Annotated in this window: 14 protein-coding genes; 10 read left to right on the forward strand and 4 right to left on the reverse strand. The window is 73.7% G+C overall.

All coding sequences use genetic code 11. The features are described 5' to 3' along the window. Nucleotides 1-275: 275 nt before the first annotated feature. Together Voc01_RS13895 and Voc01_RS13900 are read left to right on the forward strand one after the other, a co-directional pair. A complete protein-coding gene (locus Voc01_RS13895) occupies nucleotides 276-788 on the forward strand; it encodes a SigE family RNA polymerase sigma factor (RefSeq protein ID WP_203927811.1) in 513 nt (170 codons plus the stop codon). Beyond that, nucleotides 785-1858, forward strand: coding sequence for a TolB family protein (locus Voc01_RS13900; RefSeq protein WP_203927812.1), 1074 nt, complete (start codon nucleotides 785-787; stop codon nucleotides 1856-1858). The genes Voc01_RS13895 and Voc01_RS13900 overlap by 4 nt, the downstream gene beginning before the upstream one ends. Nucleotides 1859-1861: 3 nt before the next feature. Here Voc01_RS13900 and Voc01_RS13905 read toward each other — a convergent pair whose 3' ends face one another. Together Voc01_RS13905 and Voc01_RS13910 are read right to left on the reverse strand one after the other, a co-directional pair. After that, the gene (locus Voc01_RS13905; protein WP_203927813.1) at nucleotides 1862-2662 is read right to left on the reverse strand and encodes a poly(ethylene terephthalate) hydrolase family protein; all 801 of its coding nucleotides are present in this window, start codon (nucleotides 2660-2662) and stop codon (nucleotides 1862-1864) included. A gap of 62 nt (nucleotides 2663-2724) precedes the next feature. After that, entirely contained in the window at nucleotides 2725-3270 is a 546-nt protein-coding gene (locus tag Voc01_RS13910; protein WP_203927814.1) for a hypothetical protein, read from the reverse strand. 137 nt (nucleotides 3271-3407) lie between these two features. Here Voc01_RS13910 and Voc01_RS13915 point away from each other — a divergent pair, with 137 nt between their 5' ends. The 4 genes from Voc01_RS13915 to Voc01_RS13930 all read left to right on the forward strand — a co-directional run bounded on the left by Voc01_RS13915 (nucleotide 3408) and on the right by Voc01_RS13930 (nucleotide 9643). Beyond that, nucleotides 3408-6251 (forward strand): ATP-binding protein, encoded by a 2844-nt coding sequence (locus Voc01_RS13915; RefSeq protein WP_203927815.1) that lies wholly within the window; start codon nucleotides 3408-3410, stop codon nucleotides 6249-6251. 78 nt (nucleotides 6252-6329) lie between these two features. Further along, entirely contained in the window at nucleotides 6330-6914 is a 585-nt protein-coding gene (locus Voc01_RS13920) for a dihydrofolate reductase family protein (RefSeq protein ID WP_203927816.1), read from the forward strand. Between the two features lie 33 nt (nucleotides 6915-6947). Beyond that, nucleotides 6948-8471, forward strand: a complete 1524-nt coding sequence (locus Voc01_RS13925; RefSeq protein WP_203927817.1) for an alkaline phosphatase D family protein — start codon at nucleotides 6948-6950, stop codon at nucleotides 8469-8471. 2 nt (nucleotides 8472-8473) lie between these two features. Beyond that, nucleotides 8474-9643 carry a hypothetical protein gene (locus Voc01_RS13930; RefSeq protein WP_239160176.1) on the forward strand — a complete coding sequence of 390 codons (1170 nt, stop codon included), beginning with the start codon at nucleotides 8474-8476 and terminating at the stop codon, nucleotides 9641-9643. On the opposite strand, the gene Voc01_RS13935 is transcribed toward Voc01_RS13930, so the two are convergent. Continuing rightward, nucleotides 9624-9878 carry an acyl-CoA-like ligand-binding transcription factor gene (locus Voc01_RS13935; protein WP_203927831.1) on the reverse strand — a complete coding sequence of 85 codons (255 nt, stop codon included), beginning with the start codon at nucleotides 9876-9878 and terminating at the stop codon, nucleotides 9624-9626. The genes Voc01_RS13930 and Voc01_RS13935 overlap by 20 nt on opposite strands. 80 nt (nucleotides 9879-9958) lie before the next feature. On the opposite strand from Voc01_RS13935, the gene Voc01_RS13940 reads away from it, so the two are divergent. Beyond that, nucleotides 9959-10819 carry an SDR family NAD(P)-dependent oxidoreductase gene (locus Voc01_RS13940; protein ID WP_307781571.1) on the forward strand — a complete coding sequence of 287 codons (861 nt, stop codon included), beginning with the start codon at nucleotides 9959-9961 and terminating at the stop codon, nucleotides 10817-10819. On the opposite strand, the gene Voc01_RS13945 is transcribed toward Voc01_RS13940, so the two are convergent. After that, nucleotides 10723-11994, reverse strand: a complete 1272-nt coding sequence (locus Voc01_RS13945; protein ID WP_203927818.1) for an extracellular catalytic domain type 1 short-chain-length polyhydroxyalkanoate depolymerase — start codon at nucleotides 11992-11994, stop codon at nucleotides 10723-10725. The two genes, Voc01_RS13940 and Voc01_RS13945, sit on opposite strands and share 97 nt — an antisense overlap. Before the next feature lie 310 nt (nucleotides 11995-12304). On the opposite strand from Voc01_RS13945, the gene Voc01_RS13950 reads away from it, so the two are divergent. The 3 genes from Voc01_RS13950 to Voc01_RS13960 are packed head-to-tail and all read left to right on the forward strand — an operon-like array spanning nucleotide 12305 to nucleotide 16830. Further along, nucleotides 12305-12871 (forward strand): hypothetical protein, encoded by a 567-nt coding sequence (locus Voc01_RS13950; protein ID WP_203927819.1) that lies wholly within the window; start codon nucleotides 12305-12307, stop codon nucleotides 12869-12871. A gap of 60 nt (nucleotides 12872-12931) precedes the next feature. Continuing rightward, nucleotides 12932-14002, forward strand: coding sequence for a hypothetical protein (locus tag Voc01_RS13955; protein ID WP_203927820.1), 1071 nt, complete (start codon nucleotides 12932-12934; stop codon nucleotides 14000-14002). Between the two features lie 47 nt (nucleotides 14003-14049). Continuing rightward, nucleotides 14050-16830, forward strand: coding sequence for an ATP-binding protein (locus Voc01_RS13960; RefSeq protein WP_203927821.1), 2781 nt, complete (start codon nucleotides 14050-14052; stop codon nucleotides 16828-16830). Nucleotides 16831-17272: the final 442 nt, after the last annotated feature.

Consider the following 17272-nt stretch of genomic DNA (forward strand, 5'->3'; position numbering starts at 1 on the left):
CGGGATGATCAACTTCTCTGGAAGAAAGTCCAGCGTGGCTTCACGTTCGTTCCAGGGAAGTTGATCAAGGATGCCGCGCCGCCCGCACGGTGCCACCGTGAGTGACCCTCGCGGCCCGGGTCTGGCGGCCCAACCGCACGGTCCTTCCGCAGATCGCGATCCTGACTCTGAAACAGCGATCGAGGCGGCCGGCGCCGCCGGCACACTGCCGGCCGCGTGACGCAGCGGACCGGATTCCCCCCGCGTTCATAAGGTCATGGACGTGGGGAGACTTCATGGATCCGGATAGCCGGCAGGACTACATCGCGTTCGTCGGTGCGCGGTCGCACGCCCTGTTCCGGACCGCGCTGGCGCTGACCGGTCACCGCCAGCAGGCCGAGGACCTGCTGCAGACCGTGCTGGCGCGGGCCTACCGCCACTGGGGCCGGATCCGGCACGGCAACCCCGAGGCGTACATCCGCAGCGCCCTGTACCGCCAGCGGGTGAGCTGGTGGCGGCGGCCGATGACGGGTCGGGAGGTGGTCACTGACCGGCCTCCCGACCGGCCCGGCGCCGACCCGACCGACCGGGTCGACCTGAACCTGACGCTGCGGCGGTCGCTGATGCTCCTGGCGCCGAAGCAGCGCGCGGTGCTCGTCATGCGCTACCTCGACGACCTCGACGACGACGAGATCGCGCGGATCCTCCGCTGCACCCCGTCGACCGTCCGCAGCCAGGCCGCCCGTGCCCTGGAACGGATCCGCGTGACATGTCCCGAACTCGACGACCGGCAGGAGGCCCACCCGTGACCACCCGACTCGAAGGCGCCGTGCGCGCCGCGCTCGACGACCTCACCGGCGTCGCGCCGCCGCCCGACCTGGCGCAGGGCGCCATCCGCAGGGCCGGCCGCCAGCGGGTGGCGCGCCTGTCGGTCACCGCCGTCGCCGTGGTCGCCGCGGTGTCCGTCGGCGTGCCGCTCGTCGTCGGCGGCACCGGTCCGACAGCCGGTCCGGCGCAGGGACCCGCGGAGAAACCCTTTGTGGTGACCGCGTACAGCGGCATCATCCGGTCCGGTGACCCGGGACCGGCCGACGACGTCTCGCTCCTGCTGGACCCCGCGACCGGTCGGTACGGGGAGGTTCCGTACAACGAGGTCGTGCCCGCCCCGGACGGCGACCCGGTGCTGGTGCACCGGGGCGACAACAGCGTGGCCCACCCGTCGCGGTGGGGGCTGCTCGACCGGGCCACCGGCGAGGTCCGCTGGCTGGACCTGCCGGCACCGGGCTACACGACGCACGGCACCTGGTCGCCCGACGGCCGGCAGCTCCTGTTCACCGTCCGGCCGCGCGGGAGCGGCGGAGGCTTCGTCGTGGTCGACGCGGAGAGCCTGTCCACGCGCCCGGTCGCCCTGCCCGACGACCGCATCCACAACGCCGCCGGCGCGGGCTTCGGCTGGACCCCCGGCGGGGCGGGCGTGATGCTGGTCCGGTCGGCCGGCGGGGGGAGCACGCACGTCGACCGCTACGACCTCCAGGGCCGGGAGACCGGCACCGCCGAGGTGCCGGGCGGGCCGGCCGGTACCGGCGTGGTCTCGCCCGACGGCACCCGGATCGCCCTGGATCCGGTCGAACCCGGCCGGTGCCGGGTCGTGGACCTCACGACCCGGATCGCCGTTCTCCCGCGCGGACTGCCGGACGCCGGCCGGGTGCTGGGCTGGTACGACAACACGCACCTCATGGTGCGGGAAGGCGGCGCGATCCGGCTGACCGGTGAGCTCCGCCGGACCGTGCCGCTGCTACCCGAGGGCGCCAGGGCCCAGGAGGTGCGGGTCGGGTCCTCGGCCGGCCTCACCGGCGACGCCGGGAAGCTCGCTTTCTGACTCTCACGGCCCGAGGTTCCTGGCGGCCCGGTTGGTCCAGTCCGGGTCGCCGAGGAACTCGGGCGCCGGCCCGCGGAACGCCGTCGCCGCAAGGGTGTCGTCCATCAGGTGCCAGCGCAGCCACGCGGCGAGGTAGCCGAGGTAGCCGCCGCCGGTCTGCTGGATCGTGTTGTGGTCGGCGCCGTTCAGCGACGCGCGGGCCACCGCACCCGGGATGCGGTTGTAGTACCCGGTGAGCGTGCGGGGCGGCGAGACCAGCCGGTCGTTGGTTCCGCTGAGTAGCAGCACCGGCACCCGCACGAGCGACACGTCGACCTCGTCGGCGTCGGGGATCCACAGCGGGTCGGGCGGGTTGATCGGCACCACGGTGCGGATCCGGCTCGACGCGAGCGTGGCCCGGGCGGCGCCGCCGGCGCCCTGCGAGTGGCCGGCCGCGGCCACCCGGCTCACGTCGAGCGTGCCGGCGAACGGGCTCGCCGGGTCGTCGTTAGCCGCGACGAGATGGTCGACGGCGGCGAGCAGCTCGACCCCCGAGGCCGTGGTGGTGCTCGTCGACGCGATGACGACGAACCCCCACGACGCCAGGTGGTTCAGCAGGCCCGGGTACCGGTCGGGCGTGGCGTTGGACCCGTTGCCCCACGTGACGACCGGGTGCCGGACACCGCCGGCGCCGAGGTCGGCCGGATGGTGGACGACGAACCGCGTGTCCACAGTGGACACTCTGACGGCCCACGGCCCGGGTGCCGCGTAGGTGTCCTCCACGGTGGCGGACCCGGCACGGGCGGTGGCGCCTGTCAGGGTCACCGCCGCGACCGTGGCGACGGTGACCGTCCATACAGAGCTTGACCGCAAAGGTGTCGATCGCATCAGCGGGCGAGCTTACGCGCGGCCGCGTACCGGTTGGTGGGCGGCAGGAACATCAGCACGATCACCGCGATGCTCAGCGTCGGCGCCGCCGCGGCGGTCGCGACGGTCAGGCCGGGCATCACCTCGGTGTCGATGAGCAGCAGGCCGCTGCCGCCGCACATGTTGAACACCAGCGCGACGGTGAGGCAGATGCGCGCCCAGAGCGCCGCGTTGCGCACGGTGAACGCGAACACGAGCACGCCGAGCGCCACCACGGCCGCGAGCCCGGCCTTGATCACCAGCGTGCTGTAGGCGTCGTCGAGGGCCGCCTGCAGCGCGATGTCCAGCAGCTCGGGGTCGGCGTCCGCGCCGAGGTAGTCGCGCGCCTCGGCGAGGGCGTAGTCGCGGAGCGCGTCCCTGCCGGTCACGATCGCGAACACCGCGCCGAGGAGTGACAGCAGGGCGACGGTGAGTCCGCCCCACATCGACAGGGCGACCGTCACCGGCCGGGTCGGTGCGGGCCGCGGGACGCCGAGCGACGGCGGGGCTCCGTGGTACGTGCTCATGTGGTTGCTCCCAAGGGCTTCGAGGCATGGATCGCAGCCGAGCATGGTGGCTCCACGGACCGGTGACATGAGGGTCCGGCCCGCATATTTGTCCGGGCTCGGTAGCATCCCCGTCGCCACCGAATGGAAGGATGCTGATGTCTTTCGTCTCGCCCGTGCTGGTGGGCCGCGCGGCCGAGGTCGGCGCGCTCGACGCGGCGGTGGCCCGGGCGCGGGCCGGCGTCGGCGGCACGGTCTTCGTGGTCGGCGAGGCGGGCATCGGCAAGTCGCGGCTGGCCGCGACGGCGGGCGGCGCCGGCGTCCGGGTGGTGCGCGGACGGGCCGGGTCGGTACCGCTGCGGGCGGTGTCGGAGGCGGTCCTCGGCGCGCTGCGCGACGGGTCGGTCGACCGCGAGCGGCTGGGCGGGTTCTGGCCGGTGCTGTGGCGGCTGGTGTCCGACCGCACCGAGGCGCTGACCGATCCGCCGCTGGTGCGGGCCGAGGCGGTGCTGCGGCTGCTCGCCCAGCTCGGCACGTGCGTGCTGACGCTGGAGGACCTGCACGACGCCGACGCCGACACCCTGCACGTCGTGGACTACCTGGCCGACAACGTCGGCGACCAGCCGGTGGTCGTGGTCGGTACCGCGCGACCGGATCCGGGGCCGGCGCACGACGTCATCGCGTCGGCGGTGGCCCGGCGCGCGGCCACCGTGCTGCGGCTCGCGCCGCTCGACCGGGCGGCGACCGGCGAGCTGGTGCACCGCTGCCTCGACGGGCCGGTGCCCGACGAGCTGCTCGACCGGGTGCACCGCAACGCCGACGGCGTGCCGTTCGTGGTCGAGGAGATGCTCGGCGCGCTCGTCGACGACGGCACGCTCGTCCGCATGCCCGACGGGTGGCGGCTCACCGGTGACCCCGGCGACCCCGGCGCGCGGGTGCCGGCGACGGTCGCGGCGGCCGTGCAACGGCGGGTCGACCGGCTCGGGCCCGGCGCGACGGAGGTGCTGCGGGCCGCCGCGGTGTTCGGGCGGACGTTCTCGCTGTCGGCCGCGGCGGCCACCGCGGGCATCGACGCCACGGACGCCGTCGGGCACCTGCGGGCGGCCGCGGGCGCCCAACTCGTGGCCGCCGAGCCGGGCGACGACCCGGACCGGTACGCGTTCCGGCACGCGTTGACGGCCGAGGCGGTGCTCGCCGGGCTGCTGCCGGTGGAGCGGGCCGGCCTCGCCCGCACGGCCGCCGCCGTGGTGGAGCCGGTCGACGGGCAGGAGGAGGTCGCCGCGGCGCTGTGGCTCACCGCCGACGAGCCCGGCCGGGCCGCGGAGCTGTTGCGCCGTGCCGGGCGGCGGGCCGCCGCCCGGGGGACGCTCGCCGCGTCGACCGCGCTGCTGGAGCGGGGACTGTCGCTCGTGGACACGCGCGACGGCAGCGAGACGACGGCCGGGCTGCTGGAGGCGCTGGTCCACACGCTCGTCGAGTCCGGTGACATCGAACGGGTCCGCGCGCTCGGGTCCACTCTGGACGGTGCGCTGTCCAGAGTGGACGCGTCACCCGCCCGGCGGGTGGCGGCCCGGCTGACCCGCGCCCGGGCCGGGGGTGCCTCGGGGCTGTGGCGCGACGGGCTGGCCGAGATCGCGGCCGCGCGCGCCCTCGCCGGCGGGGAACCCGCGCTCGTGGCCGAGATCGACGCGGTCGCGTCCCGGTTGGTCTTTCTCAGCGACCACCCCGAGGGCGACACCGAGGCGCGGCGGCTGGCCGAGGCGGCGCTGGCCACCGCCACCGCGGCCGACCTGCCGGAGGTGGCCTGCGAGGCGCTGGAGATCCTGTCGCGGTGCGCGCGGCTCACCGACCTCGCCGCCGCACAGGCCCACCTGGGTCGGGTGGCGGAGCTGGCCGAGCGGCACTCCCTGCCGATCTGGCGGGTCCGCGCGTTCATGGAGATCGCGGCGATCGAGAAGGACCGCACCAACGACGTCAGCGGGCTGCTGGTCATCCGGCAGGCGGTCGAGGACGCGGGCGCGGTCGTCACGGCGGCGTGGGTCGACTTCAACCTCGGCGTCGCCGCGGTCTTCGCCGGCGACCTCGTCGCGGCCGAACGGTACTGCGACCGGGCGTTGGCGACGGCGCGCCGGTTCCGCCGGATCGACCTGGAACGGATCGGGCTGTGCGGCCGGGCCGTGCTCGCCGCGTGCCGGGCCGACCGGGCCGGCATGGAACGGGCGCTGGCCCAGCTCGAGGGCGTCGACCTGTTCGGGTACGGGCCGGAGGTGTGGGGCTACCTGCGGGCGGTGTGCGCGCTGCTGGAGGAGGACCACGACCGGGCGCTGGAGCACTTCGCCGACGCCGACGCGGCGAGCGCCGCGATCGGGCACCGGCGCGGGTTCGGCCACCGCGCCCCGTACCTGTTGCTGCGGGCGGCCGGCGGCCACGCGACGTGGGCCGACCACGACGCGTTGCTCGGCACGAACCTCATGCAGATGTCGCTGCACCGCTCGTACGTGCTGTGGACCCGCGCGGTGCTGTTCGGCCGCGACGGCAAGCCCGACGACGCCGCGCAGGCGGCCGCCGAGGCGATGGAGTCCGGCGCGGCGGTGCCGTTGAACCGGTACCTGGGCACGCGGATCGCCGCGCCGTGCGCGCTCGCCGACGGCTGGGGCGAGCCGCTGACGTGGCTGCGCGACACCGAGGAGTACTTCCACGGGGCCGGCCTCACGCAGCCAGCGGCGGCCTGCCGGGCGCTGCTGCGCGGGGCGGGCGTGGGCGGGCAGCAGCGGCGGGCCGGGTACGGCGCGGTGCCGCCGGTGCTGCGCCGGGCCGGGGTCACCGTGCGGGAGTACGACGTGCTGCGGCTGGTCGGTGAGCGGCTGGGCAACATCGAGATCGCCGAGCGGCTGTTCCTGTCGCCGCGCACCGTGGAGCGGCACGTGGCGAGCCTGCGCCAGCGCACCGGCCAACCCGACCGCGCCCACCTCGTCGAGTACGCGCGTCGTCACGCAAAATAATCCCGTCGGGGTGTCGATCCGGGTCGGGGCCGTTCGTACAGGGGGCGAACGAGTTGCCACGACGGAAGGACGTCAGCGATGCGCACGGTGTCACTCATCGAGTTCCTCACCCTCGACGGGGTCATGCAGAGCTTCGGCTCACCCGACGAGGACCGCGACGGCGGCTTCGAGCACGGCGGCTGGGGCGCCGCGTACGCCGACCGGGCGATGTTCGAGGCGTCGGCCGCGAGCCTGCGCGCCGAGACTGTGTACCTGTTCGGCCGGCGCACGTACCAGAAGATGCAGGCCGGCTGGGAGCACCAGCCCGACGACAACCCGATGGCGGCGCACCTCAACGGCCAGCCGAAGTACGTCGCGACCCGCACGCTCACCGAGGCGACGTGGAACAACACGCGAATTCTCGATGGCGACGCGGTGCCCGCCGTGCGAAAGCTCAAGGACGGGGGCGACGGGTCGATCGTGGTGCTCGGCAGCGGCGCGCTCGCCCAGGACCTGATCGCCAACGACCTCGTCGACGCGTACACCCTGTTCGTGCACCCGTTGCTGCTCGGCACCGGCAAGCGGCTGTTCCGGGAATACCCCCGTCCGCAGCGGCTGCGGATGACCGGCTGCACGCCGTCGGCCACCGGCGTGCTGGTGGTCAACTACGAGGTGGCGGACTAGACCATCGACAGATCTCGATTACGATGCTGATCCATGGCTAAGGTCAGTCGTCGCGTGTTCGTTCTCGGGGGAGTGGCGACGGCGGGGATCGCCGCCGCTCCCCTGCGGAGCGCACAGGCCGCCCCTCCCTACCCCTTCAAGCTCGGGGTCGCCTCCGGCGATCCGGCCGCCGACAGCGTCGTGCTGTGGACGCGGCTCGCCCCCTCGCCGCTCGACGCCGACGGGCAGGGCGGCATGGCCACCGCCGACGTCGCCGTCGACTGGCAGGTGTCGCCGAACGACCGGTTCACCACGCTCGTCGCGTCGGGGACCGTCACGGCGCGGTACGCCGACGCGCACTCCGTCCACGTGGTGGCCGGCGGGCTCGCCCCGGATGCCGAGTACCACTACCGGTTCCGGGCGCAGGGCCACGTGTCGCCGGTCGGCCGCACCCGCACGGCCCCCGCGAACGACACGGTCGGGCGCGACCTCGTGATGGCGTTCGCGTCGTGCGCGCACTACGAGGAGGGCTACTACACCGCCTACCGGCGGATGGCCGAGGACCGGCCCGACCTGGTGCTGCACCTCGGCGACTACATCTACGAGTACGGTCCGACCGCCGGCCGGGTGCGGCTGCACGTCGGCAACGAGATCGTGTCGCTGGCCGACTACCGCCGCCGGTACGCGCTGTACCGGTCCGACCCGGACCTGCAGGCCGCCCACGCCGTCGCGCCCTGGCTCGTGGTGCCCGACGACCACGAGGTGGAGAACAACCACGCCGGCAACGTGCGGGAGAACGACACCCCGACGCTGACCGCGGCACAGTGGACCGCGCGGCGCACCGCCGCCTACCGCGCCTACTACGAGAACATGCCGCTGCGGCCGGCCTCCGCACCGAGCGGCACCTCGATCCCGTTGTACCGCCGGGTCCGCTGGGGTCGGCTGGCCACGTTCCACATGCTCGACACCCGCCAGTTCCGGTCCGACCAGGCCTGCGGTGACGGCTGGAAGGTGTGCGCCGACGCCGACCTGGCGTCGCGGACGCTCACCGGCGCCGCGCAGGAGGCCTGGCTCCTCGACGGGCTCGCCCAGAAGCTGGGCACCTGGGACATCCTCGGGCAGCAGGTGTTCTTCGCCCGGCGGTTCAACGACACCGGCGCCAGCATGGACTCCTGGGACGGCTACCGCGCGTCGCGGCAACGGATCCAGCAGGGCTGGCGCGACCGGGCCGTGCGCAACCCCGTCGTGCTCACCGGCGACGTGCACCGCGCGTGGGCCAACGACCTCAAGGCCGACTACGCCACGCCGAACTCGGCGACGATCGGCACCGAGCTCGTCACCACGTCGATCAGCTCCGGCGGCAACGGCGACGCCACGACGGCGGTGCCCGACCAGTCGAACAACCCGCACCTGAAGTTCTTCTCGAACCGGCGCGGCTACGTGCGCACGACGATCGGTCAGACCCAGCTGCGCGCGGACTTCCGCGCCGTCGATACGATCTCCGAGCACGGCGCGCCCGTGCGGACGGCGGCCTCGTTCGTCGTGCGGGACGGCGTTCCCGGGCTGCAGGCGGTGTGACCGTGCTGAGCCTGCTGATGAGCGTCACGTTGCTCGCGACACCCACCTGGACCACGGCGAACAGCACCGCGACCGGCGACCAGGACACGGCCGCCATCGCCACCAACCGGTCGGGCCACGTGGCCGTGGTGTGGGAGGACGACCGCGACGCCACGGCCGCCGACGACAACGCGCACAGCGACATCCACCTCCGCCTCTACCGCGACGGCGTGTCGCAGTACGAGCTGAAGCTGTCGGCCGGCGGCACGAGCGGGGTCGCCTGGCGCCACCTGAGCCCCGACGTCGGCGTCGACGACAGGGGCAACGCGGTCGTCGTGTGGGCCGACGACCCCGACGGCAACGGCTACTTCAACATCCCGTACCGCGTGGTGTCGCCGACCGGCGCGATCCTCGCGTCGGGACGCGCGAACGCGAACACCGACGGGCAGCAGCTCCGGCCGAAGGTCGCCGTCGACCCGGACGGCACCCCGAACACGCCGTCGGCGGTCGCGTTCACCGTGGTGTGGGAGGACATCCAGGGCACCGCGGCGCCGACGGTGCGCGCGTCGGGGTTCACGAACGTCACCACGAAGGCGTACGAGGTGCAGGCGAACCCGACCGGCCAGCGGCCCGACGTCGGGGTGTCGGCGGCCGGCGACGCGACGGTCGTGTGGGACGCCGCGTCCGGCACCGGCCTGGACATCGGTCTGGTGCGGCTCGCGAAGGCGAACGGCGCGGTGACGCTGTCGCGCCGCCTGGCCAACGGGGTCACCGACGGCGACCAGCGGAACCCCGCCGTGGCAACGGGTTTCGCGGGGGACTTCGCGGTGGCGTGGGAGGGCGCCGGGCAGGTGTGGGCGCGTTCGTTCACCGTGTCCGGCGCCGCCCGGCACGCCGACGCGGCCGTCGGTGCCGGTGCGGGTCCGTCGATCGGCGTCGACGACCAGGGTGCCGTCGTGGTCGGGCGTACCGCCGGTCTCGACGTGTTCGTGCGCGGGTTCAACGCGGACGGGACCGGCACCGGCCGGCTGCCCGACCAGACCATGAGCCAGGTGACCGCGGGACGGCAGGAGCAGGTGGCGATCGCGGTGTCGCCGTGGGGCGAGGTTCCCGTCTGCTACACCGACGACAACGACGGCAACACGTTCGACCAGGTGCTGCTGGGGCTCGGCCTTACGAACTCCGACTGGTAGGCCGGTCGAGGGCCGGCGCGATGACGGCGAACGCGTCGTCGAGCAGGCCGTTCGGGTCCTCGGCGCCGCCGCTGGCGTCCCACCGCTGCAGCACGGCGTCGAGGGCCGCGAGCGCCATGGCGGCGGACAGTTGCGGGTACAGGTGGGTGGCGGGGTCCAGGCCGACGCGGTCGGCCAGGCCGGCGGCGAGCACCGTGCGCCACTCCGCCTGCCGCTCCAGGTGGCGGGCCAGCAGCCCTTCGCGGCGAGCATCAGCAGCGCGGCGTCGGACAGCTCGGTCGAGACGGGCTGGCGCTTGCGCTCGGCCATGCTGACATGGACCTCAGTGGCCGCACCTTCCTCGTCACCGGCGCCAGCAACGGACTCGGCCTCGCCACGACCCGCGCGCTGGTGGGGCGCGGCGCGCACGTGGTCATGGCCGTGCGCGACGAGGCCCGCGGGCGCGCGGCGGCCGCGGACCTTCCCGCCGACCGCACCGAGGTGCGCCGGCTCGACCTGGCCGACCTCGACTCCGTGCGAAGCTTCGCCGACCGGTTCCGCGCCGACCACGGCCACCTCGACGTGCTGGTCAACAACGCCGGCGTGATGGCGCCGCCGCGCACGCTCAGCGCGCAGGGGCACGAGCTGCAGTTCGCGGTGAACCACCTCGGGCACTTCGCGCTCACCGGACTGCTGCTCGACCTGCTCGTCGCCGGCCGCGACCCGCGCGTGGTGACCGTCAGGGAGCTGCACCGGCGCCTGACCGCGGCCGGTAGCCCGGTACGCAGCGTGCTCGCCCACCCCGGCTACGCGCGCACGAACCTGCAGTTCCAGGCGAGCACGCGGATGTGGCGGGTCCTGCTCGGTCGCATCGGCCACCCGACCGCGGCGCGCGGCCGCAGCTGTTCGCGGCCACCGACCCGTCCGTCGAGGGCGGCCAGTTCATCGGACCGGGCGGCGTCGCGGAACTGCGCGGCGACCCGCGACCGGTCAGGTTGTCGGCGGCGGCGACGGACCCGGAGCACGGCCGTCTACTGTGGACGGTGTCGGAGGAGGCGACCGGCGCGCGGTTCGCCCCCTCCCACACGGGGTGACCGGTATCAGCTGGCCGTGCAGCCCGACGCGGCGCTCGGGCCGGTCCCGGTGCCCTGGAAGCCGAACTGCGTCGACTGCCCGGCGTTGACCCGGCCGTTGTAGCCGACGTTGGAGAAGCTGGTACCGCTGCGGGTCGTGCTCCACGTGCTCGTGACGTTCGCCGCCTGCGGGATCGACACCGTCCAGCCGTTGATGGTCGACGATCCGGCGGTGACCGTCACCGTGGCGACGTAGCCGCCGTTCCACTGGTTCAGCGAGATCGACGCCGAGCAGCCGCCCGGCGTGCCCGGGCTCGACGACGAGCTGGAACCGGGGCTCGACGGCGACTGCGACGACGGGCCGGGGCCCGGTCCGCTCTGGTCGAGGCCGAGGAACGCGACCGCCATCGCGGCCATCCCGGCGCGCGGAAGGTCGTGGCCGGCGCCCTGCAGGGAGATGCCCTCGACCGGCGCCTGTACGCCGGTGCCGCCGTAGCGGGTGCGGGTCCATCCCGACTGCGGGGTGTCGGTGAAGCTCGGCGTCTGGCTCACGCCGTGCACGTTGGTCCACTGCTTGATCTGCTCGCCGAAGTTGGGATACCGCAGTGTGGCGTCCGCGGTGCCGTGGAACGTCTGCAGCCGGGGCCGCGTACCGGTGTAGCCCGGGTAGGCGTTGCGCACGAGGTCGCCCCACTGCTGCGGGGTCATGATGCGCTGGCCCTGCGCGCACTGGGAGTTCCAGCCGCTTCCGTCGGTGGTGGCGAAGCAGGCGTGCGGCACGCCCGAGAACGCCGATCCCGCCTTGAACACGTCGGGGTGGGTGGCGAGCAGGACGTTGGTCATCATGGCGCCGGAGGACGCGCCGGTGGCGTAGACGCGGCTCGCGTCACCGTTGCGGTTCGCCACGACCCACCGCACCATCGACACGATGCCGGCCGGGTCGCTGTTGCCGCTGTGGCTCAACGCGGCCGGCGACGACACGTCGAAGCACTGCCCGCTGCGGGTGGCCGACGGGTAGATGACGATGAAGCCGTACTGGTCGGCCAGCGACGCGAACTGCGTGCCGGAGTAGAACGCCGGGCCGGTTCCGGTGCAGTAGTGGTTGGCCACCAGGATCGCGGGGCGGGCCGCGACCCGGTCGGGCACGTACAGGTGCATCCGGAGGTTGGTGGGGTTGTTGCCGAACCCGGTCACCTCGACCAGCGAGGCGGCCGACGCCGGACGGGCGAGCGAGAGCCCGACCGTGGCGAGAACGGCGGCCGCGCCGAGGGTCAGCGCGGCCCTGATCGACTTTCGCATCACAGCTCCTGGGGGTGGGGATGTTGGCGATTGTCGATGTCCTGGGGATCGGCGTCAACGCGTGGTTTCGGCTGGCTTTCGGAAAATGTCCCGACGTTCGTGAACGCCTCTCGAATGCTTTGTGTCCATTCGAGTGGGAATCGAGTGTTCTCGATGCGTTCGATCGCGCTCACGCCGGTCTGATCGTCGAAACAAATTGGGCCGCGCTTTCGGCGCGGACCGGCGCACGGCGGGGTTGTTTACCCTACCCCCCTAGGGTATCTTGATCCGCATACCCGCGGGGGGTATTCCAGACACGACGGAGGCCGCCATGGCAGTCATCGACGCACCGAACGGCACGACCACCTGGCTGCGGCGGGTGTGGCCGGCCGCCTTCGGAGCGGTGTTCGCCGCGTTCAACACGATCGGGCTCGCCGGCGGCGCCGACCTCGCACCGGTGCTCGTCGGGTCGGGCTTCGTGTACCTCGGCGCCGCGGCGCTACGCCGGCGCGGTGCCGCGTGGCCGGTGTTCTGGCTCGTGTTCGTCGTCATCGGCGTCAGCCGCGTGCTCGACGGGCCGGACTCGACCTGGGTCATCCTCGGTGTCGCCGCCGCGTTCGCGGTCTACGGGCTGGCGCGCGGCGCGGCCCGCGACCGGGAAGGCCTGCCGCGGCAGGCGTCGGCGATGGTCGTCGTCGGCGGACTGGCGGCCACCGCGCTGCTCGTCGGTGGCGACCTCGGCGCGTACCTCGTGGCCGGGGGCCTGCTCGCCCACGCGGGCTGGGACGCCTACCACCACCGCACCGGGAAGGTCGTGACGCGGTCGATGACCGAGTTCTGCTTCGTGCTCGACGTCCTCGCCGCGGTCGCGCTCATCGTGGTGGCCGTCACCCGGTAGGAAGTCGAACTTCCGCCCGCGGGTCAGCGGGCCGCGGCGCGGATGTGGTAAACGCAGTGGGTGACCGATCCGAACCTCGGCCGTGACCCGCTCTTCGAAGCGGTGCAGGACGTCAACGCCAGCTACCGCGCGGCAAGGACGAACTACACCAAGCCCGACGAGTACATCGACGACACGATCACCCTGACGAACCTGCGGCCGCATCTCGTCCGGTCGGCCGCGGGATTCTTCCTCGCGAGCACCGCGGGCTTCCTGCTCGCCTGCTGCCTCGGCTGCGTCACGTTCTCCGGCAACGCCGGCGTCGAAGAGGCATTTGACACGTCGGGGTCCACCGCGTTCGGCAGCGGCTTCTACACGTTCTCCGCGATCCTCGGGCTGTCGTACATCGCCTGGATCGTCAGCCTCTTCTTCCGCATCCGCGAACCGATCGCCGAGTACTCGCTGCTGGTCGAGGGACGGGCGACCGCCGCGCCGAACGCGTACGGGTTCGTGCTCCGCGCCGCGCAGGCCCGCTCGACGCCGTTCCCGCTGTACCCCGTGCGGCTCGCCGGCCAGTACATGCTGCGTCTCGGCGACGACCGGCTCCAGTCGCTGGTCGTGGTGCAGACCTACGGCACCGACCTGTTCGTCGGCTGGACGATGTGGCGGTCGCGGTCGACGATCGTCGTCATCTGGCACATCGTGCGTGACCTGTTCCGGGTGTTCGCCGGCGGCACCGCGTACCGGTCGGCGCTGCAGAACACGCACGCCCGGGCGCTGCGGGAGATCACGCACAGCCTCACCCGGCTCGGCATCCAGGCCGCGGTGCTCAACGTCACCGCGCCGCCGGAGGTCGTGCACCTCGTCAACCAGGTCGCCGAGGTGTCGCTCGACCAGGTGGCCGCGATGGCGCCGCCGCCGATCCAGCCGCCGACGCAGACGATCCCGACCGGGGTCGCACCGGCCAGCGCGCCACCGGCCGCCGGGCCGTACGGGAACTACGGACAGCCGCCCGTGAGCGGTCCGCCGGCGAGCGCCCCGCCGGGCCAGCCGCCGGTGAGCGGGCCGCCCGGGCAGCAGTACCCGCCGCAGTACCCGCAGCAGCCGCCCTACCAGCCGCCCGGTCCGTTCGGTCCGCCGCCCGGTCAATGACGGTCACGCCGCACTCTCCACAAGGGACACCCGCGCCGTACGTGTCCGTGGGCGCCGACCGCGTCTGGTGCTGGGTGGCGTACCGGATCACCGCGGCCGTCGACGTGTCGCTGCGCTCGGGCTACGCCACCCTGGAGGCCGAGCAGCGGCTGGCGCGCGCCGTCGGCGAACAGGCCGAGTACGTCGGGCACCTGCTCGGCCTGCCCGAGTCCACGGTGGTCGCGCTGCGGCTGCTGCACCGTGAGCCCGGGCTCCTCGACGCCTACCTCGTCGCGCGGGTCGAGGCGGTCACGCATCCGCAGGCGCTCGCCGCCGCCCGGTCGGCCGCCGCCACGCTCGCGACGGTGCCCGACCACGTGCGGCTCACGCCGCTCGCCGAGCCGACCGAGGTGGCCGCGGTGCTCGCACCGTTCACCCCGGCGGCCGGCGGGCTCGCGCAGATCCACAAGCGCGTCCGCGTCGCGCGGCCGTCGCGCCCCGACGCCCGGGTCGCGAGCTACGTCGCGGTCGAGCCGTTCGGGCGGCGGCCCGCACGGTGGGACGCGTTACTGGACGCGCTGCGCCTGCACCCGACACCCCTGGCGCTCTCGGTCGAGCTGATGGCGGGGCAGGTGCCGCCGCAGGTGCGGCGGATGCTGGAGGTCGAGGCCACCCGCTACAGCCGGCTGGCCAAGCCCGTCGAGCAGGCCAGCGACGTCGGCGGAACGCTGCGCCTGGGCGCCGACGCCGGCGCGATGACGATCGAACCGTTCTACCTCGACGCGTTGCGCCGCTGCGACGCGCGGGCGTTCCGGTTCGCGGTGACCCTCGCCGCGCCCGACCCGCTGCCCGACGCGCTGACCGCGCTGCTCGGTGCCACGGTCAGCCCGCCGGCACAGGCCACCCCGAACCGCGACGACCCGACGACCGTCCCCAGTGGACACCTGGTGGCCCGGCCCGCCTCGCAGGCCGAGCACGACACGGTGGCCGCCGCGTTCACCACGCTCCAGCCCACCACGTGGGGCGCGGCCGACCTCGCCACGATGCTGCACGCCGATCCGCAGCCGTCGTCGCGTGACGCGTTGCGGTTGCTGCGCCTGCTCGTCGACCGCGGCGAGGCGGCGAGCCTGTTCCGCCTGCCGCTCGCGGTGGAGGGCCACGTTCCCGGGATCGCGGTGGCGCGGCCGCGCGACCTCACCCGCGTCGTGGCGCAGCCCACCGGTCCGGCACTGCTGCTCGGTGACCAGGGTGGGGCCGACTCGTCGGTGTCGTTCGCCGTTGCCGACCTGCCCCGGCACGGGTTCGTCGTCGGCACACCGGGATCCGGCAAGACCAACACCGCGCTGCACCTGTGCCGGCAGTTCCACGCGCACGGCGTCCCGTTCGCGGTCGTCGAACCGGTGAACGCGCAACTGAACGACTACCGCTGGCTCGCGACGCTGCCCGAGTTCGACGGCCTCCTCGTCTTCACCGTCGGCGACGACGAGGTGGCGCCGTTCCGCCTCAACCCGTTCCAGGTTCCCGACGGGGCCACCGTCACGTCGCACGTGTCCAACCTGCTGGCGTGTTTCGAGGCCGCGTTCGGGCTGTGGGATCCGCTGCCGTTCCTGTACCGGCGGGCCCTGGTGGAGACGTACCGCCGGCGCGGGCTGCACGCCGCCGACCGGGCCGGCCCCGCCGACGGCGACCGGTGGCCCGTGCTTCCCGAGTTCGTCGCCGCGTTGACGGAGGTGGTCGGGAAGCTGGGCTACGCCGGCGAGGTGCACGCCAACATCGACGCGGCCGCGCGGCTGCGCGCCGAGGCTCTCGTGGAGGGCGCCTGCGGCACCACCCTGAACTGCCGGCGGTCGTACGACATCGGCGCGCTGATGCGGCGTCCCGTGGTCTTCGAACTGGCCGGAGTCGGCGACAACGCGAAGGAGCAGTCGCTGATCACGCTGCTCCTGATCACCGCGATGCGCGGCTGGTACCGGCAGCACCGGCGCTCCACCGACAAGCCGCACGTCCTGCTGCTGGAGGAGGCGCACCGGGTCTTCCCCCGCGCCGCTCCGGTGTCCACAGGGGACTCCAAGGAGGGCAACGCCCAGGCCCTCGCCGCGGAACGGATCGCGCAGGGGCTGGCGGAGGACCGCAAGTACGGCCAGTCCTACTTCCTGATCGACCAGCAGGTCGGCAAGGTGGCCGAGGAGGCATACAAGATCACGAACCTGAAGGTGATGCACCGCACCTCCGCCGAGGACGACCGGCGCCTCCTCGGGCAGACCATGGGCCTGACCCCCGACCAGGAGCAGGCGGCCGCCGGCCTCAAGCCCTTCGAGGCGCTGGTGTCGCACAACGCGCTGGAACAGGCCGTGCACATCACGGTCCCGAATGTTCGTGCCCTGGACGCCCGCACGCGCGGCATGGCCGACGCGCCGCTGGCCGAGGACTACGACCTGGCCGCGCGCTACGCGCGGTGGCGCGCCTCGGAGCCGACCGTCGACGCGGCGCTGGCGCCGCACCCGGAGTGCGAGCCGTGCCGGCACCGGTGCGCGTTCCGCCGCCACGCCGAGTCCCTTGTGGACGATCGCCTGGTGGCCGCCCTCTTCGACGACGACTCCTTCGACTCCGACCGTTGGTGGGACGCGCTACCGACCCGGCTACCCGAACTGGTGGGCGATCCGCCACCGATGCTGCCGGGCACGGACCACACCGGATGGGCGGCCGACTACCACACGTGCGCGTTCCTGCACGCCCAGCGGCGGCGGTATCCGCCGGAGAACTGGAGCGCGAACGGCCGCGCGGCGGCGGTGGCGTGGGTGGCAAACGTGCGGCGGTCACTGTCCTCTGTGGACGAAGGCAGTGCCTGAACGGGAACCGGGGGAAGCCCGGGTGCCGGAGCCTCCGCGCGAGGGTGGGTCGTCGACGGGCTCTCCGGGCGGTGAGGGGCTCTCCGCTGGGGGAAGGCCGTCCGAGCCGTCGCCGCCGCGGGGTGGTGGCGGCGAGGCGCTCCGGGACGGTGGCGGCGAGCCGTCGCAGGGCGGTGGTGAGAGGGCGCGGGGAAGCGAGCCGTCGCCGCCCCGCGGCGGGGAGCGGGTGGGCCTTCGCGAAGGCGAGCCGTCGCCTCCGTCGCGGAGATCGCAGCAGACCGAGCCGTCGATGCCGCGCGGTTCGGAACGACCGCCGCCGACGGAGCAGCCGTCCGCTCGGGAGCCGCGCAACGAAGGCACGTGAGTGCCTCCACACCGCGGCACAACCCACGAACGGTCCGGTGGCGCGTTTCATGATCGAAAGTGGTGGCGACCTTTCGCG

Origin of the sequence: Virgisporangium ochraceum (genome assembly GCF_016863655.1) — a bacterium.
Lineage (GTDB): Bacteria > Actinomycetota > Actinomycetes > Mycobacteriales > Micromonosporaceae > Virgisporangium > Virgisporangium ochraceum.